26 protein-coding genes and 2 riboswitches are annotated in these 26,899 nt (G+C 37.4%); of the genes, 7 read left to right on the top strand and 19 right to left on the bottom strand.

The window, feature by feature from the left end; translation table 11 throughout:
- Positions 1-64: 64 nt before the first annotated feature.
- The 6 genes from ACFQU5_RS16210 to mutY all read right to left on the bottom strand — a co-directional run bounded on the left by ACFQU5_RS16210 (position 65) and on the right by mutY (position 6,710).
- Entirely contained in the window at positions 65-1,033 is a 969-nt protein-coding gene (locus tag ACFQU5_RS16210) for an ABC transporter ATP-binding protein (protein WP_390290054.1), read from the bottom strand.
- On the bottom strand, positions 1,005-2,027 hold the full coding sequence (locus tag ACFQU5_RS16215) for an ABC transporter ATP-binding protein (protein WP_390290057.1): 1,023 nt from the start codon (positions 2,025-2,027) through the stop codon (positions 1,005-1,007). The genes ACFQU5_RS16210 and ACFQU5_RS16215 overlap by 29 nt, the downstream gene beginning before the upstream one ends.
- Before the next feature lie 394 nt (positions 2,028-2,421).
- Positions 2,422-4,167, bottom strand: coding sequence for an ABC transporter ATP-binding protein (locus ACFQU5_RS16220; RefSeq protein WP_390290061.1), 1,746 nt, complete (start codon positions 4,165-4,167; stop codon positions 2,422-2,424).
- Between the two features lie 360 nt (positions 4,168-4,527).
- Positions 4,528-5,076: a nucleoside tri-diphosphate phosphatase gene (gene ntdP, locus ACFQU5_RS16225; RefSeq protein WP_137729923.1), complete on the bottom strand. Its 549-nt coding sequence runs from the start codon at positions 5,074-5,076 to the stop codon at positions 4,528-4,530.
- Positions 5,077-5,367: 291 nt separating this feature from the next.
- A complete protein-coding gene (locus tag ACFQU5_RS16230) occupies positions 5,368-5,586 on the bottom strand; it encodes a hypothetical protein (RefSeq protein ID WP_390290065.1) in 219 nt (72 codons plus the stop codon).
- 68 nt (positions 5,587-5,654) lie between these two features.
- Positions 5,655-6,710 (bottom strand): A/G-specific adenine glycosylase, encoded by a 1,056-nt coding sequence (gene mutY / locus ACFQU5_RS16235; protein ID WP_390290068.1) that lies wholly within the window; start codon positions 6,708-6,710, stop codon positions 5,655-5,657.
- A 140-nt stretch (positions 6,711-6,850) separates the two neighbouring features.
- Between mutY and ACFQU5_RS16240 the strand changes: the two genes are divergently transcribed.
- Positions 6,851-7,837: a metal-dependent hydrolase gene (locus tag ACFQU5_RS16240; protein ID WP_390290071.1), complete on the top strand. Its 987-nt coding sequence runs from the start codon at positions 6,851-6,853 to the stop codon at positions 7,835-7,837.
- Between the two features lie 230 nt (positions 7,838-8,067).
- Here the strand turns inward: ACFQU5_RS16240 and ACFQU5_RS16245 are convergent, their stop codons facing one another.
- The 3 genes from ACFQU5_RS16245 to recX are packed head-to-tail and all read right to left on the bottom strand — an operon-like array spanning position 8,068 to position 9,476.
- On the bottom strand, positions 8,068-8,343 hold the full coding sequence (locus tag ACFQU5_RS16245) for a YfhJ family protein (RefSeq protein WP_390290074.1): 276 nt from the start codon (positions 8,341-8,343) through the stop codon (positions 8,068-8,070).
- A 1-nt stretch (position 8,344) separates the two neighbouring features.
- Positions 8,345-8,674, bottom strand: a complete 330-nt coding sequence (locus ACFQU5_RS16250; RefSeq protein WP_390290077.1) for a YfhH family protein — start codon at positions 8,672-8,674, stop codon at positions 8,345-8,347.
- The gene (gene recX / locus ACFQU5_RS16255) at positions 8,667-9,476 is read right to left on the bottom strand and encodes a recombination regulator RecX (RefSeq protein ID WP_390290079.1); all 810 of its coding nucleotides are present in this window, start codon (positions 9,474-9,476) and stop codon (positions 8,667-8,669) included. Before recX ends, ACFQU5_RS16250 begins: the two co-directional genes overlap by 8 nt.
- Positions 9,477-9,638: 162 nt before the next feature.
- Here recX and ACFQU5_RS16260 point away from each other — a divergent pair, with 162 nt between their 5' ends.
- The gene (locus ACFQU5_RS16260) at positions 9,639-10,430 is read left to right on the top strand and encodes a polysaccharide deacetylase family protein (protein WP_390290082.1); all 792 of its coding nucleotides are present in this window, start codon (positions 9,639-9,641) and stop codon (positions 10,428-10,430) included.
- Positions 10,431-10,465: 35 nt separating this feature from the next.
- Here ACFQU5_RS16260 and ribH read toward each other — a convergent pair whose 3' ends face one another.
- From ribH to ribE, 3 genes are read right to left on the bottom strand one after another with little or no spacing between them, the layout of a single operon-like run.
- Entirely contained in the window at positions 10,466-10,933 is a 468-nt protein-coding gene (ribH, locus tag ACFQU5_RS16265; protein WP_390290085.1) for a 6,7-dimethyl-8-ribityllumazine synthase, read from the bottom strand.
- 33 nt (positions 10,934-10,966) lie between these two features.
- Positions 10,967-11,593, bottom strand: coding sequence for a 3,4-dihydroxy-2-butanone-4-phosphate synthase (gene ribB, locus ACFQU5_RS16270; RefSeq protein WP_408063439.1), 627 nt, complete (start codon positions 11,591-11,593; stop codon positions 10,967-10,969).
- A gap of 17 nt (positions 11,594-11,610) precedes the next feature.
- Positions 11,611-12,249, bottom strand: a complete 639-nt coding sequence (gene ribE, locus ACFQU5_RS16275; protein ID WP_390290088.1) for a riboflavin synthase — start codon at positions 12,247-12,249, stop codon at positions 11,611-11,613.
- A 119-nt stretch (positions 12,250-12,368) separates the two neighbouring features.
- A riboswitch (FMN riboswitch) is annotated at positions 12,369-12,501 on the bottom strand.
- A gap of 129 nt (positions 12,502-12,630) precedes the next feature.
- Positions 12,631-12,764: riboswitch (FMN riboswitch) on the bottom strand.
- Positions 12,765-12,959: 195 nt separating this feature from the next.
- Here ribE and rlmD point away from each other — a divergent pair.
- Positions 12,960-14,321 carry a 23S rRNA (uracil(1939)-C(5))-methyltransferase RlmD gene (gene rlmD, locus ACFQU5_RS16280; protein ID WP_390290124.1) on the top strand — a complete coding sequence of 454 codons (1,362 nt, stop codon included), beginning with the start codon at positions 12,960-12,962 and terminating at the stop codon, positions 14,319-14,321.
- Positions 14,322-14,379: 58 nt separating this feature from the next.
- Here rlmD and ACFQU5_RS16285 read toward each other — a convergent pair whose 3' ends face one another.
- The 5 genes from ACFQU5_RS16285 to ACFQU5_RS16305 all read right to left on the bottom strand — a co-directional run bounded on the left by ACFQU5_RS16285 (position 14,380) and on the right by ACFQU5_RS16305 (position 19,233).
- Entirely contained in the window at positions 14,380-15,171 is a 792-nt protein-coding gene (locus ACFQU5_RS16285; RefSeq protein ID WP_390290091.1) for a CPBP family glutamic-type intramembrane protease, read from the bottom strand.
- Between the two features lie 29 nt (positions 15,172-15,200).
- Complete coding sequence (locus ACFQU5_RS16290; RefSeq protein ID WP_390290094.1) at positions 15,201-16,292, bottom strand: DUF1648 domain-containing protein; 1,092 nt, start codon at positions 16,290-16,292, stop codon at positions 15,201-15,203.
- 13 nt (positions 16,293-16,305) lie between these two features.
- Positions 16,306-16,683 carry a GntR family transcriptional regulator gene (locus ACFQU5_RS16295; RefSeq protein ID WP_390290097.1) on the bottom strand — a complete coding sequence of 126 codons (378 nt, stop codon included), beginning with the start codon at positions 16,681-16,683 and terminating at the stop codon, positions 16,306-16,308.
- 193 nt (positions 16,684-16,876) lie between these two features.
- The gene (glpK, locus tag ACFQU5_RS16300; protein WP_390290100.1) at positions 16,877-18,367 is read right to left on the bottom strand and encodes a glycerol kinase GlpK; all 1,491 of its coding nucleotides are present in this window, start codon (positions 18,365-18,367) and stop codon (positions 16,877-16,879) included.
- A 65-nt stretch (positions 18,368-18,432) separates the two neighbouring features.
- Entirely contained in the window at positions 18,433-19,233 is an 801-nt protein-coding gene (locus ACFQU5_RS16305) for an MIP/aquaporin family protein (protein ID WP_390290103.1), read from the bottom strand.
- A gap of 493 nt (positions 19,234-19,726) precedes the next feature.
- On the opposite strand from ACFQU5_RS16305, the gene ACFQU5_RS16310 reads away from it, so the two are divergent.
- Together ACFQU5_RS16310 and nspC are read left to right on the top strand one after the other, a co-directional pair.
- Positions 19,727-20,953 carry a saccharopine dehydrogenase family protein gene (locus ACFQU5_RS16310; protein ID WP_390290105.1) on the top strand — a complete coding sequence of 409 codons (1,227 nt, stop codon included), beginning with the start codon at positions 19,727-19,729 and terminating at the stop codon, positions 20,951-20,953.
- Positions 20,954-22,096, top strand: a complete 1,143-nt coding sequence (nspC, locus tag ACFQU5_RS16315; RefSeq protein WP_390290108.1) for a carboxynorspermidine decarboxylase — start codon at positions 20,954-20,956, stop codon at positions 22,094-22,096.
- Between the two features lie 142 nt (positions 22,097-22,238).
- Here the strand turns inward: nspC and ACFQU5_RS16320 are convergent, their stop codons facing one another.
- Complete coding sequence (locus tag ACFQU5_RS16320; RefSeq protein WP_390290111.1) at positions 22,239-23,417, bottom strand: MFS transporter; 1,179 nt, start codon at positions 23,415-23,417, stop codon at positions 22,239-22,241.
- 418 nt (positions 23,418-23,835) lie between these two features.
- Between ACFQU5_RS16320 and ACFQU5_RS16325 the strand changes: the two genes are divergently transcribed.
- Positions 23,836-24,033: an SE1561 family protein gene (locus ACFQU5_RS16325; RefSeq protein WP_137729942.1), complete on the top strand. Its 198-nt coding sequence runs from the start codon at positions 23,836-23,838 to the stop codon at positions 24,031-24,033.
- 170 nt (positions 24,034-24,203) lie between these two features.
- On the top strand, positions 24,204-25,754 hold the full coding sequence (locus ACFQU5_RS16330; protein ID WP_390290115.1) for a fumarate hydratase: 1,551 nt from the start codon (positions 24,204-24,206) through the stop codon (positions 25,752-25,754).
- A gap of 85 nt (positions 25,755-25,839) precedes the next feature.
- On the opposite strand, the gene ltrA is transcribed toward ACFQU5_RS16330, so the two are convergent.
- Positions 25,840-26,899: group II intron reverse transcriptase/maturase (ltrA, locus tag ACFQU5_RS16335; protein WP_390290118.1), on the bottom strand; the 1,060-nt coding region annotated here is incomplete at its 5' end.

Raw genomic sequence — 26,899 nt, forward strand, 5'->3', positions numbered from 1 at the left:
TGATTGATTGCCTTTTAGCCATATCCATGTTTTCCTCACACTGATTTCGAAAAATAATAGACTTCTAATCAGTACTATATAAATGACACGCAACAGAGTGACCCGGTTTAACTTCTACCAATTCTGGTGTATTCATTTTGCAAGTAATCGTTGCATAAGGACATCTGGCTTGGAACTTACACCCGCTATCTGTTACTGAATTTGAAATATCACCTGTTATAATCATTTTTTCCCGCTCATAGGTAGGATCGGGAATCGGTACCGCAGATAATAATGCTTTTGTATATGGATGCAGCGGCTCGGCATATAAGGATTCACTTTCCGCTAACTCTACAACACTACCTAAATACATAACCGCCACTCGATCGCTGATATGGCGTACTACCCCTAAGTCATGGGCTATAAAAATATAAGTAAGCTTTAAATCTTCCTGAAGCCTTTGCATTAAATTAAGCACTTGCGCTTGGATAGAAACATCCAGTGCAGATACTGGTTCATCCGCAATAATAAGTTTCGGGTTTGTCATTAGGGCCCTTGCAATTCCAACTCGCTGTCTTTGTCCTCCACTAAATTGATGTGGATAGCGCTTCGCATGGTAGCTATCCAACCCAACAATGTCCAAGTATTCGGCGATCTTTTCTTTTCGTTCTTGTGCATTTCCAATCCCATGAACGATTAAAGGTTCCTCTAAAATTTTTTTCACTGTATGTCTAGGATTTAAGGAAGCGTAAGGATCCTGAAACACCATTTGAATATCGCGTCTTTTTTTCCTCATCACTTTTTTAGATAACTTAGAAAGATCTTCTCCATCAAACTCAATAGAACCTGAAGTTGGCTCAAGCAGTCGCATAATTGTTCGTCCAGTTGTTGATTTTCCACAACCGGATTCCCCCACAATACCGAGCGTTTCCCCTTCAAATACTTCAAAAGAGACATTATCTACTGCTTTGACGTGGGTTACTTTCTTTAAAGAAGCAGTACGTTTCGGAAAATATTTCTTCAGATTATCGACCTTCAACAACACGTTCTGCAATATCGATTCCCTCCGTTTCCTGTAGGAAGCATCTTGATTTATGGATGATTGCTTCGCTAACATCAAATAATGGTGGATTTTCTGTCATACACCGTTCCGTTGCATATTCACACCGCGGGGCAAATCGACATCCCATTTGTATAGATCCAGGCTTTGGAACGTTCCCCTTAATGGAATACAGGGATTCCTTCTTATAGCGCATATCTGGAACCGATTGAAGTAAGCCCTTTGTATATGGATGCTGAGGGTTTTTAAAGATTTCCTCTACGGGAGCCTCTTCTACTATTTGACCTGCATACATGACCACCACTCGTTCACAAACTTCCGCAACAACCCCCAAATCATGAGTAATCAGTAAGACTGCGGTTCTGAATTGATTATTTAGTTCTTTCATCAGTTTCAAAATTTGAGCTTGGATGGTAACATCAAGTGCCGTTGTTGGTTCATCGGCAATTAATAACTTCGGATTGCATAGTAAAGCCATCGCAATCATGACACGCTGTCTCATTCCACCTGATAATTGATGCGGATAATCTTTCATCAACTCTTCTGCTCTTGGTAACCCAACCAACTTCATCATTTCAATCGCTTTACTAGCCGCTTCCTTCTTTTTCATTTTTTTGTTGTGCAACAAAATTGCTTCGGTTAATTGGTTGCCAATTGTGTATAGCGGATTTAAGCATGTCATCGGTTCTTGGAAAATCATTGCCATTTCTTTCCCTCGAATTTTCCTCATCTGCTTTTCCGTTTGTTTTGTCAAATCTAGTTCGCCAAGAAGTATTTGACCTGACGTAATTTTTCCTGGAGGAGAAGGAACTAACCCCATAATCGATAATGAGGTTACACTCTTGCCGCACCCGGACTCTCCCACAATAGCTAATATCTCCCCTTCATTAATATGAAAGTTAATATGATCAACTGCTGGAACTCTCCCATCCTCTGTGAAAAAAGTTGTTTCTAAATCTTTTACTTGCAGTAGTACGTTTCTTTCCATCCTGTCCCTCCTTACTCGAAAATGACTTTGAAACTATTATCATTTTTCTTTTTCTATTACTTTTGTATAAATTGATAGATTGGAATCTAGTAATTCTTACTTTTTATGCTAAAAAAATTGAAACTATCACAAAATTATTTCGACAAAAAAAATACCTTTCAGCAATTTATCACACTAAATCGCTAAATTATTCTCGCTCATAACGAAGTAAATACGTAGAGAATAGTGAGGTCAAGACAGGATATTAGACAAAATAAAAATGCTCAGAAAAGTCGAAATTTGACTTTTCTGAGCATTTTTTGTCATAAACTTTTTAATAACCTCGCGAATAATATTAGTAATATTTTTTTAAGAAAAACCAAAAGCTTCTGTCACTTGGCAAAGAAATACTTTTTTAATCTAGTTTTTGAATTTGGAATAAATCATAATACACGCCTTGCTTTTTCATTAAAGTTTCATGATTGCCTTCTTCTACTAATTCACCATGATCAATTACGAAGATTTTGTCGGCATGAGTAATAGTAGATAATCGATGGGCAATAATGATTGTTGTTCGATTGCTTGCCAACCGATCTAAAGAATCCTGGATTAATGCTTCACTTTCTAAATCAAGGGCTGAGGTTGCCTCATCCAATACTAAAATAGGTGGATTTTTTAGGAACACACGAGCAATCGCAACACGTTGCTTCTGACCACCAGAAAGTTTAACCCCGCGTTCACCAACCTTGGTATCATAGCCATCTGGTAAAGTCATTATAAAGTCATGGGCATTCGCAGCCTTTGCAGCAGCAATTACTTCCTCGTCTGTTGCATCGGGTCTTCCCATTAATATATTCTGTTTAACAGAATCACTAAATAAGATATTATCCTGAAGCACGATCCCGATTTGTGCACGAAGGGAGTGAATAACAGCATCTTTTACATCGATGCCATCAATTTTGACTGCACCATCCGTCACATTATAAAATCGAGGGATTAAACTAACGATTGTCGATTTTCCTCCCCCACTCATTCCTACAAAGGCGGCTGTTTCACCAGGCTTGATATCTAAGTTAATATTTTTCAATATCATTTGCCCGTCTTGTTCATATTGAAAATTCACATCCACAAACGAAACTTGTCCCTTAACAGGTGGTAACTCACGAGCATTCATCTTATCTTGAACGTCATATTCTTCATCCATTAATTCAAACATTCGATCCATTGATGCAATCGATTGAGTTAAGGTTGTCGATGAGTTTACCAAACGGCGCAGTGGACTATATAAACGTTCAATGTAGGCGTAAAAAGCTGCCATTGTTCCGACCGTTAACTCTCCCTGTATTACTTGGTATCCTGCAAAACCAATTACAAGCAAAGGAGCAATGTCGGTAATGGTATTAACCACTGCAAAGGATTTTGCATTCCATTTCGTATGATCTAGAGCACGATCTAGAAACTCACCATTTTCTTTATCAAAGATTTGTTGTTCGTGCTTTTCTAATGTAAAACTTTTAATGATGCTCATTCCACTTACTCGTTCATGTAAATAGCTTTGAACATGCGCCAATGCCTGCGAGCGCTTTCTTGTTAGATCTCGCAGCTTCCCAAAGAAATACTTCACACTAAACCCAAAGAACGGGAGTGCAATGATTGCCACTAAAGTTAACTTAACATCCATTGTAAGCATAATCCCAATAGCTATTAAAATGGTTGCTACATCAAGCCATAGGTTCATTAACCCGATCATGATAAAGTTCTTTGTTTGTTCTACATCATTGATAACACGAGAGATGATTTCGCCTGCACGTGTATTCGCATAATATTTTAGGCTTAGCTTTTGTAAGTGACCGAATAGTTCCTGACGAATATCGAATAACACCTTGTTTCCAACGTGTTGAGCAAAATATTGACGATAATATTCAATTGGCGGACGAATGATAAAGAACAAAATCACCGTTCCACCTAACCAATAAATTAGTTGCCTAATTTTTTCACTATCCGTTAAGTCTGGTGCCCCAATAATATTATCGATGACGATTTTGATTAAGATTGGAATAAACAGTGGAATCGCAAATTTTAATATACCAATAGCAATAGTTAGTAGAATTTCCCAGCGGTAGGGCTTCACAAAGCGCATATAACGTTTAATACTACCCAAATATCTTCACTTCCTTTATAAGCAACACTAGTTGTCTGTAAATGTGCCCGGTTTTGGACACCTGTTTAACACTATACTCTAGTTTGGGGGCAATTACATCTAACGTGTTTACATCAATGCTATAGTTTTTCTAATAAAAATTCTTATTAAGAATTTTAGGTGGGTGGACTAAAGGCACGCGCTTATTGGTCCCGGGAGTGATGTCGCATGGACGCGGCGTTCTCGCTCCATCTTTTCCTATTTACCCATATTTAATTACGTTTATCCTAAGAGCTAGATATTAAATTTAATTATAATTGCATAGAGTTTTAAATTTTTTAGTACTAAAAAAGTCCACTGGCAGGCAGTAGACTTTAATCTTTATTTTTCTTTTGATTGCATTTCTTTATTAAATAAGTAGCGATTGGTCCAGACTTCAATAAAATCTGGCGCAAAGGGGCCTCTTTTTTGCTTGATCCAGCTAACAAGTTTATTGACATTTCGCTTTAGAATTTTATCGATTACTTCTGGGTAGCCCATTTCTTTTTTGTGTTGCTCATACTCATCTTCATCTAACAATGTATAGGACATATCAGGAAATACTTTTATATCTAAATCATAGTCGATATATTTTATCGCATTATTATCAAATACATAGGGCGAGCTCATATTACAGTAATAATACACGCCATCTTCACGAAGCATGCAAATGATATTGAACCAATGCTCGGCATGAAAATAACAAATAGACGGTTCTCTCGTCAGCCAAGTTCGCCCATCGGATTCCGTCACAAGAGTACGTTCATTTGCGCCTATAAATATGTTCTTCGTTCCTTTTAAAACCATCGTTTCTTGCCAGACACGGTGGATGCGACCATTATGTTTATAACTATGTATTTGTATCGTTTCTCCTTCTATAGGTATCGTCATTGTATTGCCCACCTTTTCGTCTCTATGTATGTATCAACATCGCTTGGTGAAATTTATGTCCCATGTAAAATTTCAATCTTCTAGCAACTATTAGGTTTATTATAGCAATGGTTATCAAAAACTTGTAGCTTGAAGAACATATTTTTCAAATAACTTTGGAAAAAACAGATTATTATGTAATTTGATATGTAATTTATACATTTGCTTATCTAAAAAATTAAGGTATAGACATTAAATGTCTATACCTAAAAGTGAATTCACTTTATTTATACTCGAGTTAGGGTGACTTTCTTAGAAGTCGTTGTTGTTATTGTTGTTATTGTTGTTATTGTTGTTGTTGCGTTGGTTGTTTTGTTGATTTTGTTTTTGGTTTTGTTGACGAGCTTGTTGGAAATCTTGGTCTACAGCAAACTCTTCATTGTTGTTGAAGTTGTTGTTGTTGTTATTGTTGTTGTTGTTGTTGTTGTTACGGTTATTACGGTTGTTGTTGTTATTGTTGTTGTTAGCCATTTGTTATCACCTCCGTGAAATTATTGTGGACGGAAGGAAACGAGTTTATTCGACATTTTAAAATTAAGTTAATTCAGAACATTCAAAATCTTCAACATTGGTACTGGCATAGGCAAAGTTTTTATTTGTTCAATTGTAAGAAAGACTACATCATCTGGCAGCTCCATTTTTTGTAGAACTTGTACCTGCATACATTCCATTTCCCATGTTAGATGTGAGAAGATATGCTTAAACCTGAGTAATTCTTTATCTTCATATTCAAGGATTTCAACATTATAATTTTGCTGGAAGGTTTCATCGCTAATGCCGTTTTCATTGATCTCAATCATCGGAAATTGCCACATATCCGCCAATAACCCTGTACTTGGGCGCTTTTCAACTAAGTATCGTCCTTCCTGGTCAACTGCTACGAAAACATTAAATTTTACTTTTTTTGTTTTTACTTTTTTCGATTTAATGGGCAATTGATCTGCATTTCCTTCATTAAAAGCAGTGCAATAATCTCTTACTGGGCACAGTAAACACTTTGGAGATGTTGGTGTACATATCATCGAACCCAAATCCATCAATGCTTGATTGAAATCGCCTGGATATTGTTCATCAATTAACATCTCCACTGCTTCTTCAAATACTTTTCTAGTTTTAGGCAAGGCAATATCCTCTTCAATATGCAATACCCGACTTAGTACACGCATAACATTACCGTCTACGGCATGCTCCGCCTTTTGATAGGCAATGCTTAAAATTGCACCTGCCGTATATGGTCCTACCCCTTTTAGCTTCGAGATGTCATGGCGATTATCAGGGACTATCGAGTTATATCTTTCCACGACTTCCTTCACACCTGCTTGTAAATTTCTTGCGCGGGAATAATAACCAAGACCTTCCCACATTTTTAATAATTCCTCCTGAGGTGCATAGGCAAGATCTTGTATAGTTGGATACTTCTCTAAAAAGCGATTGTAGTAAGGAATTACTGTATCGACTCTTGTTTGTTGGAGCATTACCTCTGAAACCCATATTTTATAAGGATCGGATGTGTGTCTCCATGGCAAATCACGTTTCTCATTGTTGAACCATTCCACTAAATGGTGTCGAAATTCTTTTTTATATTGATATTTCATTCTATCCTCCGATAAAATTCGATTTTAAATTATAAAATTCGGGTATATTAGTATTATCAAGTTAATGATATTGGGTATTCAATTTAAATAAACCTGGCAAATTTATGGCCAAATCCTCCAAATACGAGGAGTTGATAATTTTGGATTCGGGCACTCATCTAGTCATGGGCGTTGCTTTGGGCGGGTTAGCTTTAGCAGACCCAGTTGTAGCGAATAATACGATGGGATTCGCTGCCGTCATGGCAGGTACGATTATTGGTTCACAGGCGCCAGATATTGATACAGTATTAAAATTGCGAAATAATGCCGTTTATATTCGCCATCATCGCGGAATTACACATTCTATTCCAGCTGTCATTTTATGGCCTATAGCGATTACTGCCATATTAAGCTTCATATTCCAGGATGCGAACATCTTACACCTATGGCTCTGGACTTTCCTTGCCGTCTTTCTACATGTATTTGTAGATATTTTCAATGCCTATGGTACACAAGCCCTCAGACCATTTTCAAAGAAATGGGTGGCACTCGGTGTAATTAATACGTTTGACCCCATCATTTTCGGAATCCATTGTATTGGAATTTTACTTTGGGCATTTGGCTTCAATCCAGTAACAACATTCTCTTTCATGTATTTAATCATCTTTGGCTATTACATTTTACGTTTTGTATTGCAGGGGGCAGTAAAAAAAGCAGTTCATCATGCTATTCAAGACGAAGACTATGTAATCGTTGCACCAACAATGCGTTTTTTCAATTGGCGTGTTGCAGCTAAATCAAAAACCCATTATTACGTTGGTCGTGCATACGGTAGAACCATCAACATCTATGACAAATTTGAAATTCATCCGCTTCCTAATACACCACTTGTTGAAAAAGCACTCAAAGATTCAAATTTAAGTGCATTCCTATCATTCTCTCCACTATATCGATGGGAAATTTCAGAGCTTGAGAGCGGGTTAACTGAAGTTCGATTAATTGATCTAAGATATCGTAGTAATGATCATTATCCATTTGTTGCAGTAGCTCATCTTGATGAAGAACTTAACATTGTCAATTCTTACACTGGCTGGATCTTTAGCGAAGACAAACTACAACAAAAGCTCCAAATCGGCGCAAGTGACTAAAAGAAAAGCGGAAGGTGCTCGTTCAGCTCCGACAACAACTGGAAGAATCGATAAAAGGACGCTTTTGGTCCTTGCAGACGATTCTAGTTGCGCGAGGAGCTAGCACCTGCAGCTAGACAACGAAAAGCGGAAGGTGCTCGTTCAGCTAGCACCTTCAGCCACACTTTTTTTAAATTTATAAGGAGTTGTTCCATTTAGGAACAACTCCTCTTCTATTATATAGAGTGCGTCTATTGAAGCGTATCATCATTCTCTTCTAAAAGATGTGCATACTTTGGGTTTCTTCCGGCAAATTCATGTATTTTATCGCCATAACTTGTAATCCATTGCTGAATAATTTTTTCTGTATATTCTGCTCCTCGATAATCATAGCCTGCTTTAGCATAAGTAGATTCAAAATCGGACCACAACAACTCTATCCAAGTACGTGCCTTATGGACAGAAAGATTCGGATTTTTCTCAGCAAGAATCTGAGTTAATTGTTCTATTGAATGATTCGCGTTCATGTTATTTCCCTGCCTTCATTGGTAAAAGAATTGAAATCGGCAATGCTTCTTCAAAACGATTACCGCCTAATCGATAGCCCCAAGCAAAGCGGCCTTTCAGATATTCTACTTTAAAAAACTCCCCTGGCGCACCATCAATACGATACATTTCACCCTTAATGATTGTATTTGGATCAATCAGATAGGCTGCAGCCATAGTTGCTTTTCTTTCATAAACTGCATATTCATTTACGATGCCCAGCTGTTCTGCTTTTCTCGCTTTTTCTTTAAGCTTCGCAATTTCGTCTCTTAGTTCGTGTTCAGTCATTTCCGCGTAGCTTTTTTCAGTCATTATTTTCCGTCTCCTTTTCATCTAAAAAGCGGTCGATTACTTCTATTGGAAAACCTTTTTGATATAAGGCTTGTTTTGTTTTCATTCGAAGGTCATTCCCTGTAAGCTTTGAAGCATGTTTTTTCCAAAGCTTATCCCCTTGAATTTCAATCATTTCATACCAATCATCATCTTCTCGCTCCAACTTAATTTGGTCAAGTATTTCGTTTGCAATCGAAAAAGAATATCCTTTTCTAAGTAAGACATCCTGGATTTTTTGCTTTATTTGTATGGGGGTTTTATTTTGGTTTGCCCGTATCGCCTTTTGTGCGAGTTCCATTGCTATAGACAGCTGCTCTTTATGTGTAAATGAATTGAGTACTTTGTTTTGTGTATCTTTATTGATTCCCTTTTTAATTAAATCTTGCTTGATGGCTCTTGGCCCTTTTTTGGCGGTCTTCTTCTTTGTTTCCAAAAGTGCCTTTGAATAGGTTTCATCATTTAAAAAACCTAGCTTTTCCAGTTTTCTAATTGCCTCTAATACGACGGATTCGCCAAAACCTGCATCAAGCAGTTTTTTTTTCACTTCGAATTCACTACGCATTTGGTAGCTTAAAAAGTTCAATGCTCGATTAAATGCTTTTGAAATTTCATCTTCATAGGTAATTTCATCAATATCAAATTGTTCGAGTACTTTTCCTTTCGTTAAGCCAAACTTAATAAGTGTTGATTCATCTACTGCAAATGCATATGTATCATTCAAATATATATTATAACGCTCTGGATTGTTTTTTTGTCGTCCTATTTTAGAAATGACTTGCATACAAACACTCCTTCTAAAGCTAGTATACATGTTTTTTTCGTATGTTTCATTTGAGAAAATTTTAGATATTAATCGTTATACTATATCAACCGAAAATATTATTTTTTAGCATAAAGAAACTGATTTCGCACAATATAAGCATAAAGGAGGCTAAAATTCTTTATGTGGAAACATCACATTTTGGGTTTAACTTTGTGCTCAATTGTTTTTGCTATAGTTTTTATTTTGGTTAAACCAGATGTTGCAAATGCGAACGCGTATCATTGGGGCTTCACTAAATCCAAGGATGGAATGCCTGCAGATGCTGGAGCTCAATTCGAGACAATATTAAAAGAAAACGGTGCTTTTTATAGAGGAGATCCTAATAAAAAAATGATCTATTTAACCTTTGATAGCGGTTTTGAAAATGGATATACAGATTCTATATTAGACACTTTAAAGAAAGAAGAAGTACCAGCGGCCTTTTTCCTGGCTGGTCATTATTTGGAAAGTGCAGATGACTTAGTAAAGAGAATGATCGACGATGGCCATATAATTGGCAACCACTCTTATGGTCACCCCGATATGTCAAAACTGTCGGAAGAAGGCATGTTGAAAGAATGGCACAAATTCGATAAAACCCTAGAAGAAAAAACCGGATTAAAACGTACATATTACGTTCGTCCTCCCAAAGGGATTTTTAGCGAAAAAATGCTGCAACTGGGTAATGAATATGGCTATACCCATATTTTCTGGGATACTGCTTTTGTTGATTGGCATGCAGACGCAAAAGTTGGATGGCAATATGCATATGATGAATTAATGAATCAATTGCATCCAGGTGCACTGATTCTCATGCATACGGTTGCCGAGCATAATGCTGATGCACTTCCGAGGTTTATAAAAGCTGCCAAAAAAGAAGGGTACACATTTGGTTCGTTAGATGATCTAGTGATGGAACAAATGCTGAATTAAGTAAAGGGATTCTCGTTTCGAGAATCCCTTTGTTGTTATTTGAACATTTTTTTCAGGTTGGCCATTTCGATTGCAGATACTGCAGAATCATAACCTTTGTTACCCGCTTTTGTCCCCGCTCTTTCAATCGCTTGTTCGATGTTTTCTGTTGTTACGATTCCGAAGATTACCGGTACATTCGAATTTAAGGATACACTTGCTATCCCTTTTGCCGCTTCATTATTTACATAGTCATAATGAGTTGTTGCACCGCGAATGACAGTACCTAATCCGATAACAGCATCGTATTCACCAGTTTCCACCATTTGTTTTGCGATAAATGGCACTTCGAAAGCTCCGGGCACCCAAGCTAAATCAATGTTTTCTTCGTTAACACCGTGTCTTTTTAGACCATCTAGAGCTCCATCAACTAATTTTGAAGTGATAAAGTCATTAAATCGTCCCACTACAATTCCTATTTTTAAATCTGTCCCGATTAAATTTGCTTCAAATAATTTTCCCATTTTACAAACTCCTCCTAAGTAATACTTCTCTTTTTATTCACCTATTAGAATATTTCGATCTTGTTTTTCAAAGTAGCTGACCAAATCTTCGATGGATATGATTTTTAATTCGTGTTGAGCAGCAAAATTCATCAAACCGTCTAAACGTAGCATGTTCCCGTCATCGCCCATGATTTCACATATTACTCCAGCAGGATAACTACCACAAGCTTTTGCTAAATCAACTGCTGCTTCGGTATGGCCCCTTCTTTCCAGTACTCCATTTGCTTTTGCTATTAATGGGAATACATGACCAGGTCTTCTAAAATGATTCGCTGCACTATTTTCATTGATCATTTGAAGAATGGTAAAAGAACGTTCGTATGCACTGATGCCAGTTGTTGTATCAATATGATCTACACTTACTGTAAATGCAGTTTGATGATTATCCGTATTGTGTTCCACCATTGAAGGCAATTCTAACTTTTTTGCAAGTCCCTCTTCTATGGGTGTACAAATTAACCCACGTCCAAATGTAGCCATAAAGTTAATATTTTCGGGAGTTGCAAATTCCGCTAGAACTACTAAATCCCCTTCATTTTCACGATTTTCATCATCCACTACAATGACGATTTTTCCTGATTTTAAGTCGAGTAAAGCTTCTTCGATTGTATTTAGCATCTTGAACCACCACCTTTTTAGAATCCATTCTGTCTTAAAAAATCCATTGTTAAATTTGAACTTTGTTCAGTCTTATTTAAATGATGCAAAACATACTTTCCAAGCATGTCTGTTTCAATATTGACCATCTCTCCAACACCTTTTCGACCTAAAATTGTCTCTGTGAAAGTATGAGGTATGAGTGAAACCGTGATACTGCTATCTGTTACTTGAAAAATCGTAAGACTAGTTCCATCAATTGTAATTGAGCCCTTTAGAATGCAATTAGTTAAAAGCTGTTTTGCTAATTCAATTTCGATATAAACAGCATTGGAAACAGGTCTCTTACTTTTGATGGTTCCTACTCCATCCACATGGCCTGAAACAAGATGTCCTCCAAATCTGCCATTTGCACTCATTGCTCTCTCCAAATTAACAAAGTCACCCAATTTAAGCGTATGGATCGTTGTTGCCTTGACCGTTTCCGGCATGACATCCACTGTTATTTCTTCTTTGTTAAAACTGGTGATTGTTAGACATACACCATTTACCGCAATGCTATCGCCTAAATGTGCATCTGAAACAATTTTTGACGTTGCAATCGTTAGCTCCATGCTATTCACATCTTTTTTAATGCCCGTCACTTTTCCTTGATCTTCAATAATGCCCGTAAACATCTACTCACCTCTTTCAAACTGGAAAAATAAAAACTCCTTAGCATCCTAAGGAGTTTGGGAGTATTCATGGCATAGTTAAATAAACTCTTTGAAAGTACCATTTTCAAAAAGTGCCATAATTTATCCTTCTCCCATCCAGACTATACTGTCGGCTTTGGACTCTCACCAAATCCTGCTCAAAAGAGCTCACGGGCTTAGAAGATCTACTTCATCACCGTCGATTGGGAATTTCACCCGACCCCGAAGGACATTATTTACTTAAGCATTTTAAATTAAATAAAAAATCCCGTCATTTTGGTTGACGGGATTAGAAAGCACATGAAAAAGATTATAGGAAAATAGACCAATCAAAATTAAAATTTTTATGGTTTTTCTATAATAATGCTCCTTCTCCCATCCAGACTATACTGTCGGCTTTGGATTCACACCAAAATCCTGCTCATAAGAGCTCACGGGCTTAGAAGTTTTACTTCATCACCGTCGATTGGGAATTTCACCCGACCCCGAAGGAATTATTTATTTAATTTGTAACAACGATATCACGAATCCAAAATTTTATCCACTCTACAATATCGCGGACAATTTTTGAGTTCCTTATATCACTTGGCACTATATGAAATATTTATCCATTGGCTTTAGATTTCTCCTTCGCTATAATGGTTAGATGAACTTATTAAAGGACGTGAACGCTTTTGAGCGATAAAGTAATGATGGAAATCGGACAAAAATTTCCTTTAACCATAAAAAGATTAGGAATTAATGGCGAAGGAGTTGGCTTTTATAAACGCAATGTCGTGTTTGTAAAAGGTGCACTGCCAGGCGAAGAAGTAACCGTAAAAGTGTCAAAGGTGCAACGCAATTTTGCCGAAGCTGATATTTTAAATGTTCGGAAAGCTTCAAAAGAGCGACAAGAACCAAGCTGCCCTGTTTATAACGAATGTGGCGGCTGTCAGCTACAGCATCTAACATATGATGGGCAACTAAAAGAAAAACGCGATATGGTCGTACAATCACTAGAAAAGTACGTAAAATCCGTAGCAGAAACGACTGACATTCGACCAACAATTGGAATGGACAATCCTTGGCATTATCGAAACAAAAGCTCCTTCCAAGTACGTAAAGAAGGTAAACGTGTTTATGCAGGACTTTATGCAGAAGGAACAAACAAACTGTTGAATATCAATGACTGTGCTGTTCAGCATCCTTTAACATCGAAAATAACTGTAGCAACACGAAAAATATTGCAAAAACTAAATATCTCCATTTATGATGGAAAAACTTTAGACGGATTAGTAAGAACAATCGTTGTTCGTACTGCTATCCACACTAACGAAACACAAGTATGTTTAGTTACGACAAGAAAAGATATACCGCATAAAGATGAACTAATCGAGCGTATGCTAAAAATCGATCCAAGTATTGTTTCTATTACACAGAATATTAATCGTGAGAAAACATCACTTATTTTTGGTGATGAAACAATTACTCTTTCTGGAAAAGAAACAATTCACGAAAATCTTGGTGAACTAGCATTTGATTTATCTTCTCGTGCTTTCTTCCAGCTAAACCCGGAGCAAACTGTACATTTATATGATGAAATCAAAAAAGCTGCACAGTTAACTGGTAAAGAAAAAGTAGTAGACGCTTATTGTGGTGTAGGAACAATCGGTTTATGGTTGGCACATCAGGCAAAAGAAGTACGTGGTATGGATGTAGTTCCTGAAAGTGTTGATGACGCTAAGAAAAATGCACGCAATCATGGATTTAAGCATGCACGTTATTATACTGGAACAGCAGAAGAGTGGTTAGCAAAATGGAAACATGAAGGATTTATTCCCGATGTTGTAACGGTAGATCCTCCGCGTACAGGACTTGCTCCAAGCTTTATCAAAACAGTAATGAAAATCAAACCTAAACGTTTTGTCTATACCTCTTGTAACCCTTCTACCTTCGCAAAAGACTTACAAGAACTAACGAAAATTTATAATGTGGACTATGTCCAACCTGTTGATATGTTCCCTCAAACAGCACGAGTTGAAATTGTAGCGAAATTAACTCTGAAGAATAAATAATGAACAAAAAGGAACCGTCTTATTTGTAATTGAGGCGGTTCCTTTACTTTTGTGTATGTTAATAAAAAAGCGGAGTAATTAATAATTGTAAAGAAATATGTGTGAACATATGGGCTATTACCGCATACTCGAATCCCTTTTTCCAATAAAGATAACCAAAGAATATGCCACCGATTCCATTAAGTAAAAAACAGCGCACAATTAATAAAGGTGTTAGTTCCCCAAACATCATTTTCGTAGCAGGTAAATGACCCGCTGCAAACATGAAGGAAGCAATCATAAGAGCAATCCAATAATAAATATCCGGCAATCTTTTTTTATTGCGTTTAAAGAGCTTCATCATAATCCATACGAGCATGCTCATGAAGAATAATCTCAGCATGATTTCCTCAAATACGCCGCCATAGAAAATCCCTGCTAGTAAACCCATTAAAGAAAATCCAGTTTGGAGCTCACCAAGGATTTCTATTTTGTTTTGGAAGTAAAATCGGTCCATCACGACTAAAACAAACGCCGCAATTAATCCCAATAAAACTGATAGTAAAACAATTCTAGCCTCTACCTTGATCTTTTCTTTTTGAAAAAATGCGTCCAGGAGTTTTAACGAAAAGCCTGTTTTTCTAGCCAGTTTAATCCCTATAAAGGATAAGACAAATGCAATAACCGATATTTGTACTGAACTTGCTACTAATAATAAGGAATAAGGTATAGGCATAGTCTCCAGCAATCTCTCGTATTCTTGTGGCAATGTGTCTTGCAAGATTTCTATTTGGTAAGGTAATACAAATAACCCGCCAATCAAACAGATGACCGCCAAAAACAGCGATATTTTTAAATCAACCTTTTTCATTTACCACACCCCTTTTCTCACGTACAACACTATAAAAAAGAGATAAATAAAATAACTATCAATGGTAAAAAAACAATAATATATCCGAGCGGATTGGCGAAGTTGAGGGTCCAGCCCACACCAAATCGCTTTTCAACGAAGATAGAAGGGTCATTTTTGTTAAAATAGAACATTCCACCCCTCCAGTATTGATCTTCATTATGATCCATAATCCGAGCTTCAACTGCAGTCTCCACTTCTTTATCCGAACGTCCTACTTTGATTGCAAAGATTAGGGTTCCTATCAATACTAATAGCAAGAAACCAAATGGAATAAAAATCTTCACAGTTCCTTCTCCGATTTCTGGGTGAATCATCATTAATTGGAAATAGCTCATTAACATCGTAATGCCCAATAGGACAATATATAATAACCAACTTGAATATTTTCTTAGAGATAATTGTCTATTACGAGACGATTGCAGTGAAGTTGCACTAAGCTTTATGCCTGATTTTTTAGTTGCTATGTGGATGCCTAAAAACATTAGCTGCATCGTCAATAACACCAGTGACAACTGCATTACTGAAAGTGGCGTTTTGTCTGTAAATGCATCCGCTTCTCCACCTGGCCCCCAGTGTGTCGGAATTCGATCAGGCAAAATGCCATAGTTCATGAATGTGTAGATCATCAATCCAATAGTCGAAAGTATTGGTAATAGATAAACATACCAAGATAACATCTCATCCTGTTTACGAACCGATAAATCGGTAACTTTCATCGGTTTTAAATTCTCCAACCATTTATTTTGCTGTTTTAGCTGTTTCGTTTTCCCGTGATAATATAGATAGAAGGATAAACTTATAAAAATTAGTGAAAATTCGATAATCGCACCGGCTAGCGCAATTTGGTTATCCGGTCGTTCATTACTCAATATCCAAGCAATATAAGATCCTAAAATGATAATTGATAAAAATGCCACACTCATTGAGTAGTGTTTTCTATATTTCTTAATCGTTTTGTCCGCAATATATTGCTCTGGTATCGAGACACCGAACGCGACAGTTCGGTTAACTAGATAAGGGATCAATGTCTGAATAACTGCAATAAATAACGTAATGATGAAAAAAATTAAAAAAGACATGCCAATTCCTCCTTTACCTTTCTTTCATTTCTTCTAATATTGTGCTGACAAGTTCTTGCACTTCCTTTTTATTCACACCCAACACTAAAGCTTCAGCTATAACTGGTTTTAGTTCAGTAATAATTTGTTGCATTTTTTCTTCGGTTATCTGCTCCATTGGTGAAATAATGGCACCGGATTTAGGGATAATACTGATAATTCCTTTTTTCTCCAGCTCATGATAGCTTTTATTGACTGTGTGCATATTCACACCAAGATCGGCGGCAAACGCCCTTACTGATGGCAATGAATCGCCTGGAACAATCTCTCCTCGTGCAATACCTTCTATTATTTGGTTTGTAAGTTGTGTATAGATTGGTATATCTGATTCCGCTTCAATTCGGATAATCACTTTATCCCCTCCAATCTGTTATATGTTCATTATAACAAAACTGTTCTACAATCAATATAACACAACTGTTCTATAATTCATAGAACAAATTAAAATTTATTGCTTACAAATAAAAAAGGAGGAGAGCTTAAAAGCCCCTCCTCCGATTTACTATATTAACTTGAAATATTTCTAACTAACGTACTCCTCCAAGTTATTTATATGTTCTCGTGCTTGCAACGGCTTTCTCCCAGCCATCAACTAGTTCCTGTCTCTTCTTTTCTTCCATTTTAGGTTTATAGGATTGATCTATCGCCCATTGGGATGCAATTTCATCCTGATTTTCCCAGAATCCAACAGCTAATCCCGCTAAATATGCAGCACCAAGCGCAGTTGTTTCATTCACCTTTGGTACTTCTACTGGAACATTTAAAATGTCACTTTGGAATTCCATTAAGAAGCTATTCTTCACAGCTCCCCCATCCGCACGTAAAGTTTTTAAGGAAATACCAGAATCCTTTTCCATCGCATCCAGCACAGCTTTTGTTTGATAAGCCAGTGATTCCACCGTAGCACGGACAAAGTGATCTTTTGTCGTTCCTCGAGTTAACCCAAATATCGCTCCCCTAGCTTCACTATCCCAATAAGGTGTTCCTAATCCAACGAAGGCCGGAACAACATAAACTCCATCTGTTGAGTCAACATTTCTGCAATACTTCTCACTCTCAGCAGCATCATTAAACATTCTCAAACCATCCCGTAACCATTGAATTGCCGAACCAGCTACAAAGATACTTCCTTCAAGTGCATATTCTACCTTGCCATTTAAGCCCCAAGCCAAAGTAGTTAATAGGCCATGTTCTGATTTTACCGGTTTTTCCCCCGTATTCATTAACATAAAGCAACCAGTACCATACGTGTTTTTGACCATACCTTTTTCGAAACACGCCTGACCGAATAAAGCTGCTTGCTGATCTCCAGCCACTCCTGCGATAGGTACCTCTTGACCAAAGAAATGCTCTTTATCAGTTGTTGCATATACCATGGATGAAGCACAAACTTCAGGCAGCATCGATTGAGGTATATCCAGAATTGATAATAACTCATCATCCCATTTTAAATCATAGATATTGTACATTAGTGTACGTGACGCATTGGAATAATCGGTAACATGTGCTTTGCCGCCAGACAGTTTCCAGATCAACCATGTATCAATTGTACCGAATAGCAATTTGCCTTCGTCGGCTAATTGTCGTGCTCCTTCTACATTGTCTAAAATCCATTTTACCTTTGTTCCTGAAAAATAAGCATCTATTAATAATCCAGTTTTTGAACGGAAAAGTTCGTTATATCCCTTGTTTTTTAACTCTTCGCAAATCTCGTTTGTTTGACGTGATTGCCAAACGATTGCATTGTATATAGGAGTGCCTGTTTCTTTATTCCAAACAACCGCTGTTTCCCTTTGGTTTGTTATTCCTATTGATGCAACGTCCCCCGCATTAATATTGGCTTCAGATAAACAAGTGGCAATCACGGCTAAAACAGAACCTAAAATTTCGTTTGCATTATGCTCTACCCAGCCAGGATTCGGGAAAATCTGCGTAAATTCTTTTTGGGCGCTATGGACAATTTCTCCCTGTTTATTAAAAAGGATTGCTCGTGAACTAGTTGTTCCCTGATCAATTGACAAAATATATTTTCCCATCTTTTCTCCCCCACATAATAAATCTATTTATCAAGACATTTTATTTTATTTTTCTAAGATGCAAATTAGCTTATTACTTTTTTCGGACTAACAAAGAAGGCAACTCCAAATACAAGTACTGAAACAACTAAGACAATCCAAAATTCGGTTGTCAATGAATTATTAAATACTGCTTTATGGAATAGTGCACCTAGTGAGCCACCAAGAAGTGGGCCAACAACTGGTATCCACGAGTACTTCCAATTTGACGAACCTTTCCCTGCAATTGGAAGTACTGCATGGGCGATACGTGGCCCTAAATCACGGGCAGGGTTAATTGCATACCCTGTCGTCCCCCCAAACGCCATACCGATTGCCACGATTAAAAGACCTACCGCAATTGGATTTAACCCCTCTGTAAATGCTCCTGCTCCAATAAATTGAAGTCCAAGCAACAAGACAAAAGTTCCAAGAAACTCACTTAAAAGATTAGAAAAAGTGTGCGGAATTGCTGGCCCTGTTGAGAAAACCCCTAATTTCGCGCCCGGATCATTTGTTGCTTTCCAATGAGGTAAATATTGAAGGAATATAATACACGCTCCTATAAATGCCCCGATTAATTGTCCCAGGATATATAAAGGGACATCACTCCAAGCAAAATCGCCAACCCATGCCAATGCAACCGTTACAGCCGGATTTAAATGCGCACCACTAATGGTTCCAACCGCGAAAATCCCTAACGTAACACCTAACCCCCAGGCAAGAGTAATAACAACCCAACCAGCATCCTTTGCATAGGACTTTGTTAGATTTGCTCCCGCACAAACTCCCGCACCAAACAAAATTAAAATCATTGTTCCTAACACTTCTCCCCAGAACGGCGTCATCCCAACATCTCCTTTGTTTAAATTAAAAAAGAAACACAAATTTTATATCGAGATTTATAAGGGCAATAAGTGTTTCTTTTTATGTACTTAAAAAAATTCAAATGCCTTGCAATGGTGGAAGCGTTGTCATTTTCACTAATAATTACGCTGTATCAATTTTATTTATTCATAAAGAAAAAAAATAAAGTTTAGGAAGGTTTAACGCTTATTATTTTATTGAAAGAATCATATCTCCTTAAAAATTAAGGAAAAGGTATACGAAGATTAACAACAAAACTTTTGTGATACTGAAATAGTTTTATCTACTAAAATTGATAATATTCCAATATACTCTACCTTTAATCCGTACAGATTCCTCCAATTTTCTGCTAGATTCCTTTTTTTCCTTATAGTTAATTGAACAATCGACAACGATTTTTAATTGATACCCTTATCATTATTGTGTATAATCGTTTTGTTTTAATAAATTAAATATTTTGGGGGTTATAAAGAATTGGGTAAAGCATTGATTATTGGTGCTGGCGGTGTTGCTAGCGTTGTGGTGCACAAATGTGTACAGAATTCAGAAGTATTCGAAGAGATTATGATCGCGAGTCGAACAAAATCTAAGTGTGATGCTTTAAAGGAAAAATTAGACGGTGGAAAAACGATTATCCATACTGCACAAGTTGATGCGGATAATACTGACGAACTAATTGAATTAATCAATGGATTTAAACCAGATGTGGTAATTAATGTAGCTTTACCATATCAAGACTTAACAATTATGGATGCATGTTTAGCTACAGGTGTGCATTACGTTGATACAGCTAACTATGAGCCACCTGAAACAGCTAAGTTTGAATATAAATGGCAATGGGCTTACAAAGAGAAGTTTGAAAAAGCTGGCTTAACTGCACTTTTAGGTAGTGGATTTGATCCAGGTGTAACAGGCGTATTCTCTGCATATGCATTAAAACATTACTTCGATGAAATTCATTACATCGATATTTTAGATGCAAACGCTGGTGATCACGGCTATCCTTTCGCAACAAACTTCAACCCAGAAATCAACATCCGCGAAATTACAGCAAACGGACGTTACTGGAAAGAAGGCGAGTGGGTAGAAACAGCACCACTTGAACATAAAGAAGTTTATAACTTCCCAGAAATCGGTCCTAAAGATATGTACCTTCTATATCATGAAGAACTAGAATCTTTAGCGAAAAACATTACCGGAATTAAACAAATTCGTTTCTGGATGACATTCTCGCAAAAATATATCACTCACTTAAATGTTTTAGAAAACGTGGGCATGACTTCAATTGAACCAATCGAATATGAAGGTCAAATGATTCAACCACTACAATTCTTAAAAGCTGTTTTACCAGATCCAGCTTCACTTGGACCACGTACAAAAGGTAAAACAAATATCGGGATCATCGCTCGTGGTATTAAAGATGGCGAAGAGAAAACTTACTACGTTTATAACGTTTGTGATCATGAAGAGTGCTATCGCGAAGTTGGCTCTCAAGCTATTTCATACACAACAGGTGTTCCAGCCATGATTGGTGCAATGCTTGTAATGAATGGAACATGGCAAAAACCAGGTGTATATAATGTAGAAGAGTTCGATCCAGACCCATTCATGGAAGCTTTAAATAAATGGGGACTTCCATGGCAAGAAAGCTTTAACCCTGAACTGATCGATCTTAACTTTGATGAAAAAGAGGCAAAGTAAATGAAAGCTATCGATTGGAAAGCAGCGCCGTCTCCTAGTTATGTAGTGGATGAACGTTTGCTCTTACGTAATTTTGAAATATTAAAATCTGTACAAGATCGTACAGGCTGTGATATTTTACTTGCACTTAAAGGGTTCTCAATGTTTTCAACATTCCCTATGGCACGTAATTATCTAAAAGGCATTACTTCAAGTTCTTTATTTGAAGCTCGTCTTGGTTACGAGGAATTCGGTAAAGAAGTTCATGCATATGCACCGGCATACGCTGAATATGAGATCGATGAGTATTTAAAATATGTAGATCACATCGTTTTCAACTCATTCGATCAATTTCACAAGTATAAAGAAAAAGTACAAAGTGTAGAGGGTAAACATGTATCGATTGGTCTACGTGTAAATCCTGGTTACTCAGAAGTAGAAACACCTTTATATGACCCATGCTATATCAACTCACGCTTAGGAATTCCTGTGGATTCTTTCCGCCCAGATGAGCTTGATGGAGTAGAAGGTATTCACTTCCACGCGATGTGCGAACAGGGTTCAGATGTGCTTGAACGTATTTTAGTTCACTTTGAAGAAAAATACGGTGAGTACTTACACCAAATGAAATGGATTAACTTCGGTGGCGGTCACCATATCACTCGTGAGGATTACGACGTAGATAAGCTTGTTTCATTGATTAACTACATGCAAGACAAATACGACGTAAAAGTTATCTTAGAGCCAGGTGAAGCAATCGCTTTAAATACTGGTTACTTAGTAACAACGGTACTTGATGTTGTGAAAAACGGTATGGAGATCGCTATTCTTGATACTTCTGCGACATGTCATATGCCAGACGTTCTAGAAATGCCTTACCGCCCACAAATTATCGGTGCAAGCACGCCAAACGACAAACCGCACACATATCGCCTAGGTGGTATGACGTGTCTAGCTGGAGATGTAATCGGTGACTACTCATTTGATGAACCTCTTAAAGCTGGAGACAAAATAGTATTTACAGATATGGCGCACTACACAATGGTAAAGACCCACATGTTCAACGGGGTAAACCTACCAAGCATCTGTTTATACAACGAAGAAGAAGGCGTAAAAGTCATTCGCCAATTCGGCTACGAAGACTACCGAAACAGATTATCTTAATTGCTTGGGTGCCATTCCTTTGTATGAGGAAGAATCTATATAGAGAATTGCGTCCATGCAACGGAAATCAATTTAGCAAAAGCAAAAAAAATCAAATTTCTCATTGAGAAATTTGATTTTTTTATTTTTCCCTACCTCTTTATTAATTCAACTCTACTTTTAATTTCTTGCCGAAGAAGAGAATAATGAAATAAATAATAAATAGCATTATAGATATAAACAATAAAAAGCTTACAGTATCTACTAATTGTAAGTAAAGACCCCCAATAAATGGGCCAGCTAAACTACCTAGACTGAAGAATATTCCACATAATAGGTTGCCTGTTGGCAGCAATTCTTTCGGTGTTAAATCTGCCATGTACGTAATCCCTAAAGAGAACAACGAGCCAAGGAACATTCCTGACACCAAGAATGTACACATTACTAAAATTTCGGAATGCTCTACTTGACTGCCAAAACCGAATAATACTGCACCACTTAAAATGCCGATTAATATCACTTTTCTTCTGCCAATTTTATCCCCAATTACCCCAATAGGAATTTGCGTAATAATAGCACCTATCGAGAAGGCTGCCAAAATAACGGAAACCATTGTTACATCAAAATCCTTGCGAAGTGCGTATACCGGAAACAGAGCGTTTAAGGATGTCTCCAATACTCCATAAACAAATGGTGGCAAAAAAGCTACCCATGCATATTTAAAAGATAATTTATAGCGTGTGAAGCTATTCGATCCAACACTATCCCCTTTTAAAACTTCGGGCTTTTCATTGTGAATAAAGAAAACAAATGACCAAGCAATTAAACAAAGTAATGACGAAACTATAAACGGTAGCGTTTCCGAAATCTTAACTAAATTAACCATCAATGGCCCCACAGCAAAGCCTACACCAAAGGACAGCCCGTAGATGGACATGCTTTTCCCCAGGTTACCTTCTGGTGCAGAGGTAGTCAGCCACGTTTGTGTCGCAAAATGAAGACAGTGATCTCCAATACCAATAAGCAAACGCAATATAAACCAAAACATTACATTTTGCCAAAATGGAAATAATAACAGTGAAATAAAAACGACAGCTCCACCGACAATTATAATCGGTTTATAGCCGAACTTCCTTAGCGGTTGTTCAATAAATGGTGAAATCAATAAAGTACCTATGTATAATCCCGTCGCATTTAAACCATTCAGTGTAGACGAGACTCCATCCGTTTCAAAGATAACCGATATGAGGGGCAATAACATTCCCTGCGAGAATCCTGAAATTGAAACGATGATGATTAGTGTCCAAAACCTTCGTCTTTCATAATTATTTGTTGCTATCATGATATCCTCCACCTTAAAACTCATCGCGTAATAATACCGTAATATATTATCACACCAATTTGGAAATGGCTTCAATATTTTGCAAATTAAAAACCCTAGCATCCCAACCATTGTTGGACGCTAGGGTTTAAAGTTCAGTTTCCTCCATATTTGCTTGTATAAACATTATATCGGCTTACCTGACAGCCGAAAACTTGTTTAAACTCCCTCCTTCTTTTTTTAGAGTGAGTATCATTTTTTCGACCATCTCCCTTCGATGTGATATATTTAATTTATCACATTGTTTTAATATTGTAAATATTCAGAATTAAGTTTTTTTTACAATTGAACCCTTTGTCCTATCCGCAACATTTTTCTTATATTGTTTGAACTCTATTTATAAATTCGCTATGATGGTCATGATGAAAGAGGTGGAATTATGTCGAACTCTATTACAGATAAAAACAAACAAGTGAATTACTTAAAAGAACGTCTTCAAATTTTTGTGGAAGTACTAGATGCCATTGATCCAGAAACTGCTGATATTGAAGATATCGATAAACTGATTCAAATGCTTGATGATGTTGAAGATAAAATGGATCAATTCAATAACCGCAATGATTTTACAAAAGAGTAAAATTTCAAAGGAGATGTCCCCGAACAAAAATGGGGGCGTCTCTTTTTCTTTAATTTCATGACCATTATAAACTTCGCCTATTTTTTGTTTAATTTCTATGACTCTTTTTTTCATGAATCGAACAAGGTATAATAAGTGTTGGAAATCAAAATATTCTGGGGGGAATATCCATGTCTCAAGTTGCAACTTCTTATTTACAAACACTAGAGAAAAGTCTTTATGACTTAGTAAGCGAAACTTCAACAAACTTACCGAAAGATGTTCGTCGAGCGATTAAAAAAGCAAAAGATGCTGAAAATTCTGGTACACGTGCAGCAATGAGCTTAGACACAATCGCGAACAATATCGTGATGGCAGAAGATAATGTATCACCCATCTGCCAAGACACTGGGCTACCTACTTTTAAAGTAAAGACTCCAGTAGGCGTAAACCAGCTAGAGATTAAAGCTGCAATTAAAAATGCAGTTGTACAAGCTACAAGCGATGCGAAATTACGTCCAAACTCTGTTGATTCATTGACTGGCAAAAACAGTGGAGATAACTTAGGTGACGGTCTTCCAGTTGTGAAATTTGAGCAATGGGAAAAAGACTACATCGAAGTAAAATTAATTCTTAAAGGTGGCGGCTGTGAGAACAAAAATATCCAATACAGCTTACCTTGTGAATTAGAAGGTCTTGGCCGTGCTGGTCGTGACCTAGATGGTATCCGTAAATGTATCTTACATTCAGTATGGCAATCACAAGGACAAGGCTGTTCTGCAGGATTCATCGGTGTAGGTATTGGTGGAGACCGTTCTTCAGGCTACGATCTTGCGAAAGAGCAGTTATTCCGCCATGTTGATGACGTAAACCCAAATGGAGATTTAGCAAAACTAGAAGATTACATCGTAGAGAAAGCGAATACATTTGGTATTGGTACAATGGGCTTCGGTGGTGAAGCGACTTTACTTGGTTGTAAAATTGGCGTTATGCACCGCATTCCAGCTTCATTCTACGTTTCAGTAGCTTATAACTGCTGGGCTTACCGTCGTATGGCAATCGACATCAATGCAACTTCAGGTGAAATCACAAATTGGCATTACCAAGAAGGTGAAAAAATCACTTTCCGTGATGAGCCAAAAACTGAGCAACAATCAGAAAACAAAGTAGTCGAACTTACTGCTCCGATTACCGAAGAACAAATCCGCGAACTTAAAGTGGGTGACGTTGTTAAAATCAATGGCCGTATGTATACTGGTCGTGACGCAATTCACCATCACTTAATGAGTCACGATGCACCAGTAGATTTAAATGGACAAGTGATCTACCACTGCGGTCCTGTAATGGCAAAAGACGAAGAAGGAAATTGGACAGTAAAAGCAGCTGGACCAACTACTTCTATTCGTGAGGAACCCTACCAAGGCGATATCATGAAAAAATTCGGTATCCGTGCTGTAATTGGTAAAGGTGGCATGGGTCCTAAAACTCTTGCAGCGTTACAAGAACACGGTGGCGTATATTTAAATGCAATTGGTGGAGCTGCACAATACTATGCTGATTGTATTAAGAGTGTAGATGGTGTTGATTTGCAAGAGTTCGGAATTCCTGAAGCAATGTGGCATTTAAATGTTGAAGGATTCACTGCTGTTGTCACAATGGACTCACATGGCAACTCTTTACATGCTGATGTTGAGAAATCATCATTAGAAAAACTTGCTCAATTCGCAGAACGTGTTTATTAATTAAACCCATAATCGAGTAGGAGGGAGTGATTAACTCCCGACCTCTCACACCACCGTACGTACGGTTCCGTATACGGCGGTTCAATTAAGATGAATAACGCAATGATTCATAACGAACTTGCAGACTTTCCAGCCCTTGGCTTCCCCAGTAGGAATTGCCAAGGGTTTTGTGTAATACGGGGCTATTTGAAATGCGCCAATACCCTTTTCGGGTATTTCCCCATTCGTAGGCTTTTCCGTATGGAACCTTTTGTCGAATGAGGTTTCTGACTCTTGTTCGGGGATTCTTCCAATTCTTCCAAATACACATACGTAGCCTTCTCCTAATCCAACTATCTAGCAGTTTAAAGATTGTAGGTGTATCTGCAAGCGCAAAATAACCACACCATCCTATTAAATATTGATTTAGCTTCTGGATACGATATTCTATTGGAAATGGCATCTTTCTGGAGGTAACTTCTCGTATTTTCTTCTTCATTCGTTGTAGGCTTGCTTTTGCGATACGAACCTTTGGTTCTTTATGATTAGTAAAACTGAATCCTAAGAACTTTCGATTCCATGGGCGGTCAACTGCCGACTTCTTTTCATTTACTTTTAATCGAAGTTTTCCTTCTATAAATCGCTGTACACTCATCATTGTACGTTCTCCTGCACGTTTACTCTTCACATAAATGTTACAGTCATCTGCGTACCGAACAAACTTATGTCCACGTTTCTCCAGTTCCTTATCGAGTTCGTCTAATACAATATTTGAAAGAAGTGGACTTAAAGGTCCACCTTGTGGCGTACCTTCTTCCGTACGTGAAACGACTCCGTTCATCATGACACCTGCTGTGAGATATTTGCGGATGAGTTTTAATAATCGTTTATTTTCAATTCGTTTTGCTAATGTTGCCATTAGCCGGTCATGATTGACCTTATCAAAGAATTTCTCTAAATCCATATCCACAACCCAACGACATCCCTCTTTTAAATAACCCTTTGCTTTACGGACTGCATCATGGGCGCTCCGATTTGGACGGAATCCATAACTGTGGTCTGAAAATGTTTTGTCATATTCCTTCGATAAAATCTGCGAGATAGCTTGTTGAATCAAACGGTCTGTCACGGTTGGGATACCTAGTAAACGCACACCACCATCTGGT

Source organism: Ureibacillus sp. GCM10028918, from assembly GCF_042666115.1.
Classification (GTDB): Bacteria; Bacillota; Bacilli; order Bacillales_A; family Planococcaceae; genus Ureibacillus.

Coding starts and splice junctions, on each gene's coding strand:
- ACFQU5_RS16215 (WP_390290057.1), bottom strand. CDS start 2,027: ATGGAAAGAAACGTACTACTGCAAGTAAAAGATTTAGAAACAACTTTT.
- ntdP (WP_137729923.1), bottom strand. CDS start 5,076: ATGACGATACCTATAGAAGGAGAAACGATACAAATACATAGTTATAAA.
- ACFQU5_RS16230 (WP_390290065.1), bottom strand. CDS start 5,586: ATGGCTAACAACAACAATAACAACAACAACCGTAATAACCGTAACAAC.
- mutY (WP_390290068.1), bottom strand. CDS start 6,710: ATGAAATATCAATATAAAAAAGAATTTCGACACCATTTAGTGGAATGG.
- ACFQU5_RS16245 (WP_390290074.1), bottom strand. CDS start 8,343: ATGAACGCGAATCATTCAATAGAACAATTAACTCAGATTCTTGCTGAG.
- ACFQU5_RS16250 (WP_390290077.1), bottom strand. CDS start 8,674: ATGACTGAAAAAAGCTACGCGGAAATGACTGAACACGAACTAAGAGAC.
- recX (WP_390290079.1), bottom strand. CDS start 9,476: ATGCAAGTCATTTCTAAAATAGGACGACAAAAAAACAATCCAGAGCGT.
- ACFQU5_RS16260 (WP_390290082.1), top strand. CDS start 9,639: ATGTGGAAACATCACATTTTGGGTTTAACTTTGTGCTCAATTGTTTTT.
- ribH (WP_390290085.1), bottom strand. CDS start 10,933: ATGGGAAAATTATTTGAAGCAAATTTAATCGGGACAGATTTAAAAATA.
- ribB (WP_408063439.1), bottom strand. CDS start 11,593: ATGCTAAATACAATCGAAGAAGCTTTACTCGACTTAAAATCAGGAAAA.
- ribE (WP_390290088.1), bottom strand. CDS start 12,249: ATGTTTACGGGCATTATTGAAGATCAAGGAAAAGTGACGGGCATTAAA.
- rlmD (WP_390290124.1), top strand. CDS start 12,960: ATGGAAATCGGACAAAAATTTCCTTTAACCATAAAAAGATTAGGAATT.
- ACFQU5_RS16285 (WP_390290091.1), bottom strand. CDS start 15,171: ATGAAAAAGGTTGATTTAAAAATATCGCTGTTTTTGGCGGTCATCTGT.
- ACFQU5_RS16290 (WP_390290094.1), bottom strand. CDS start 16,292: ATGTCTTTTTTAATTTTTTTCATCATTACGTTATTTATTGCAGTTATT.
- glpK (WP_390290100.1), bottom strand. CDS start 18,367: ATGGGAAAATATATTTTGTCAATTGATCAGGGAACAACTAGTTCACGA.
- ACFQU5_RS16305 (WP_390290103.1), bottom strand. CDS start 19,233: ATGACGCCGTTCTGGGGAGAAGTGTTAGGAACAATGATTTTAATTTTG.
- nspC (WP_390290108.1), top strand. CDS start 20,954: ATGAAAGCTATCGATTGGAAAGCAGCGCCGTCTCCTAGTTATGTAGTG.
- ACFQU5_RS16320 (WP_390290111.1), bottom strand. CDS start 23,417: ATGATAGCAACAAATAATTATGAAAGACGAAGGTTTTGGACACTAATC.
- ACFQU5_RS16325 (WP_137729942.1), top strand. CDS start 23,836: ATGTCGAACTCTATTACAGATAAAAACAAACAAGTGAATTACTTAAAA.
- ACFQU5_RS16330 (WP_390290115.1), top strand. CDS start 24,204: ATGTCTCAAGTTGCAACTTCTTATTTACAAACACTAGAGAAAAGTCTT.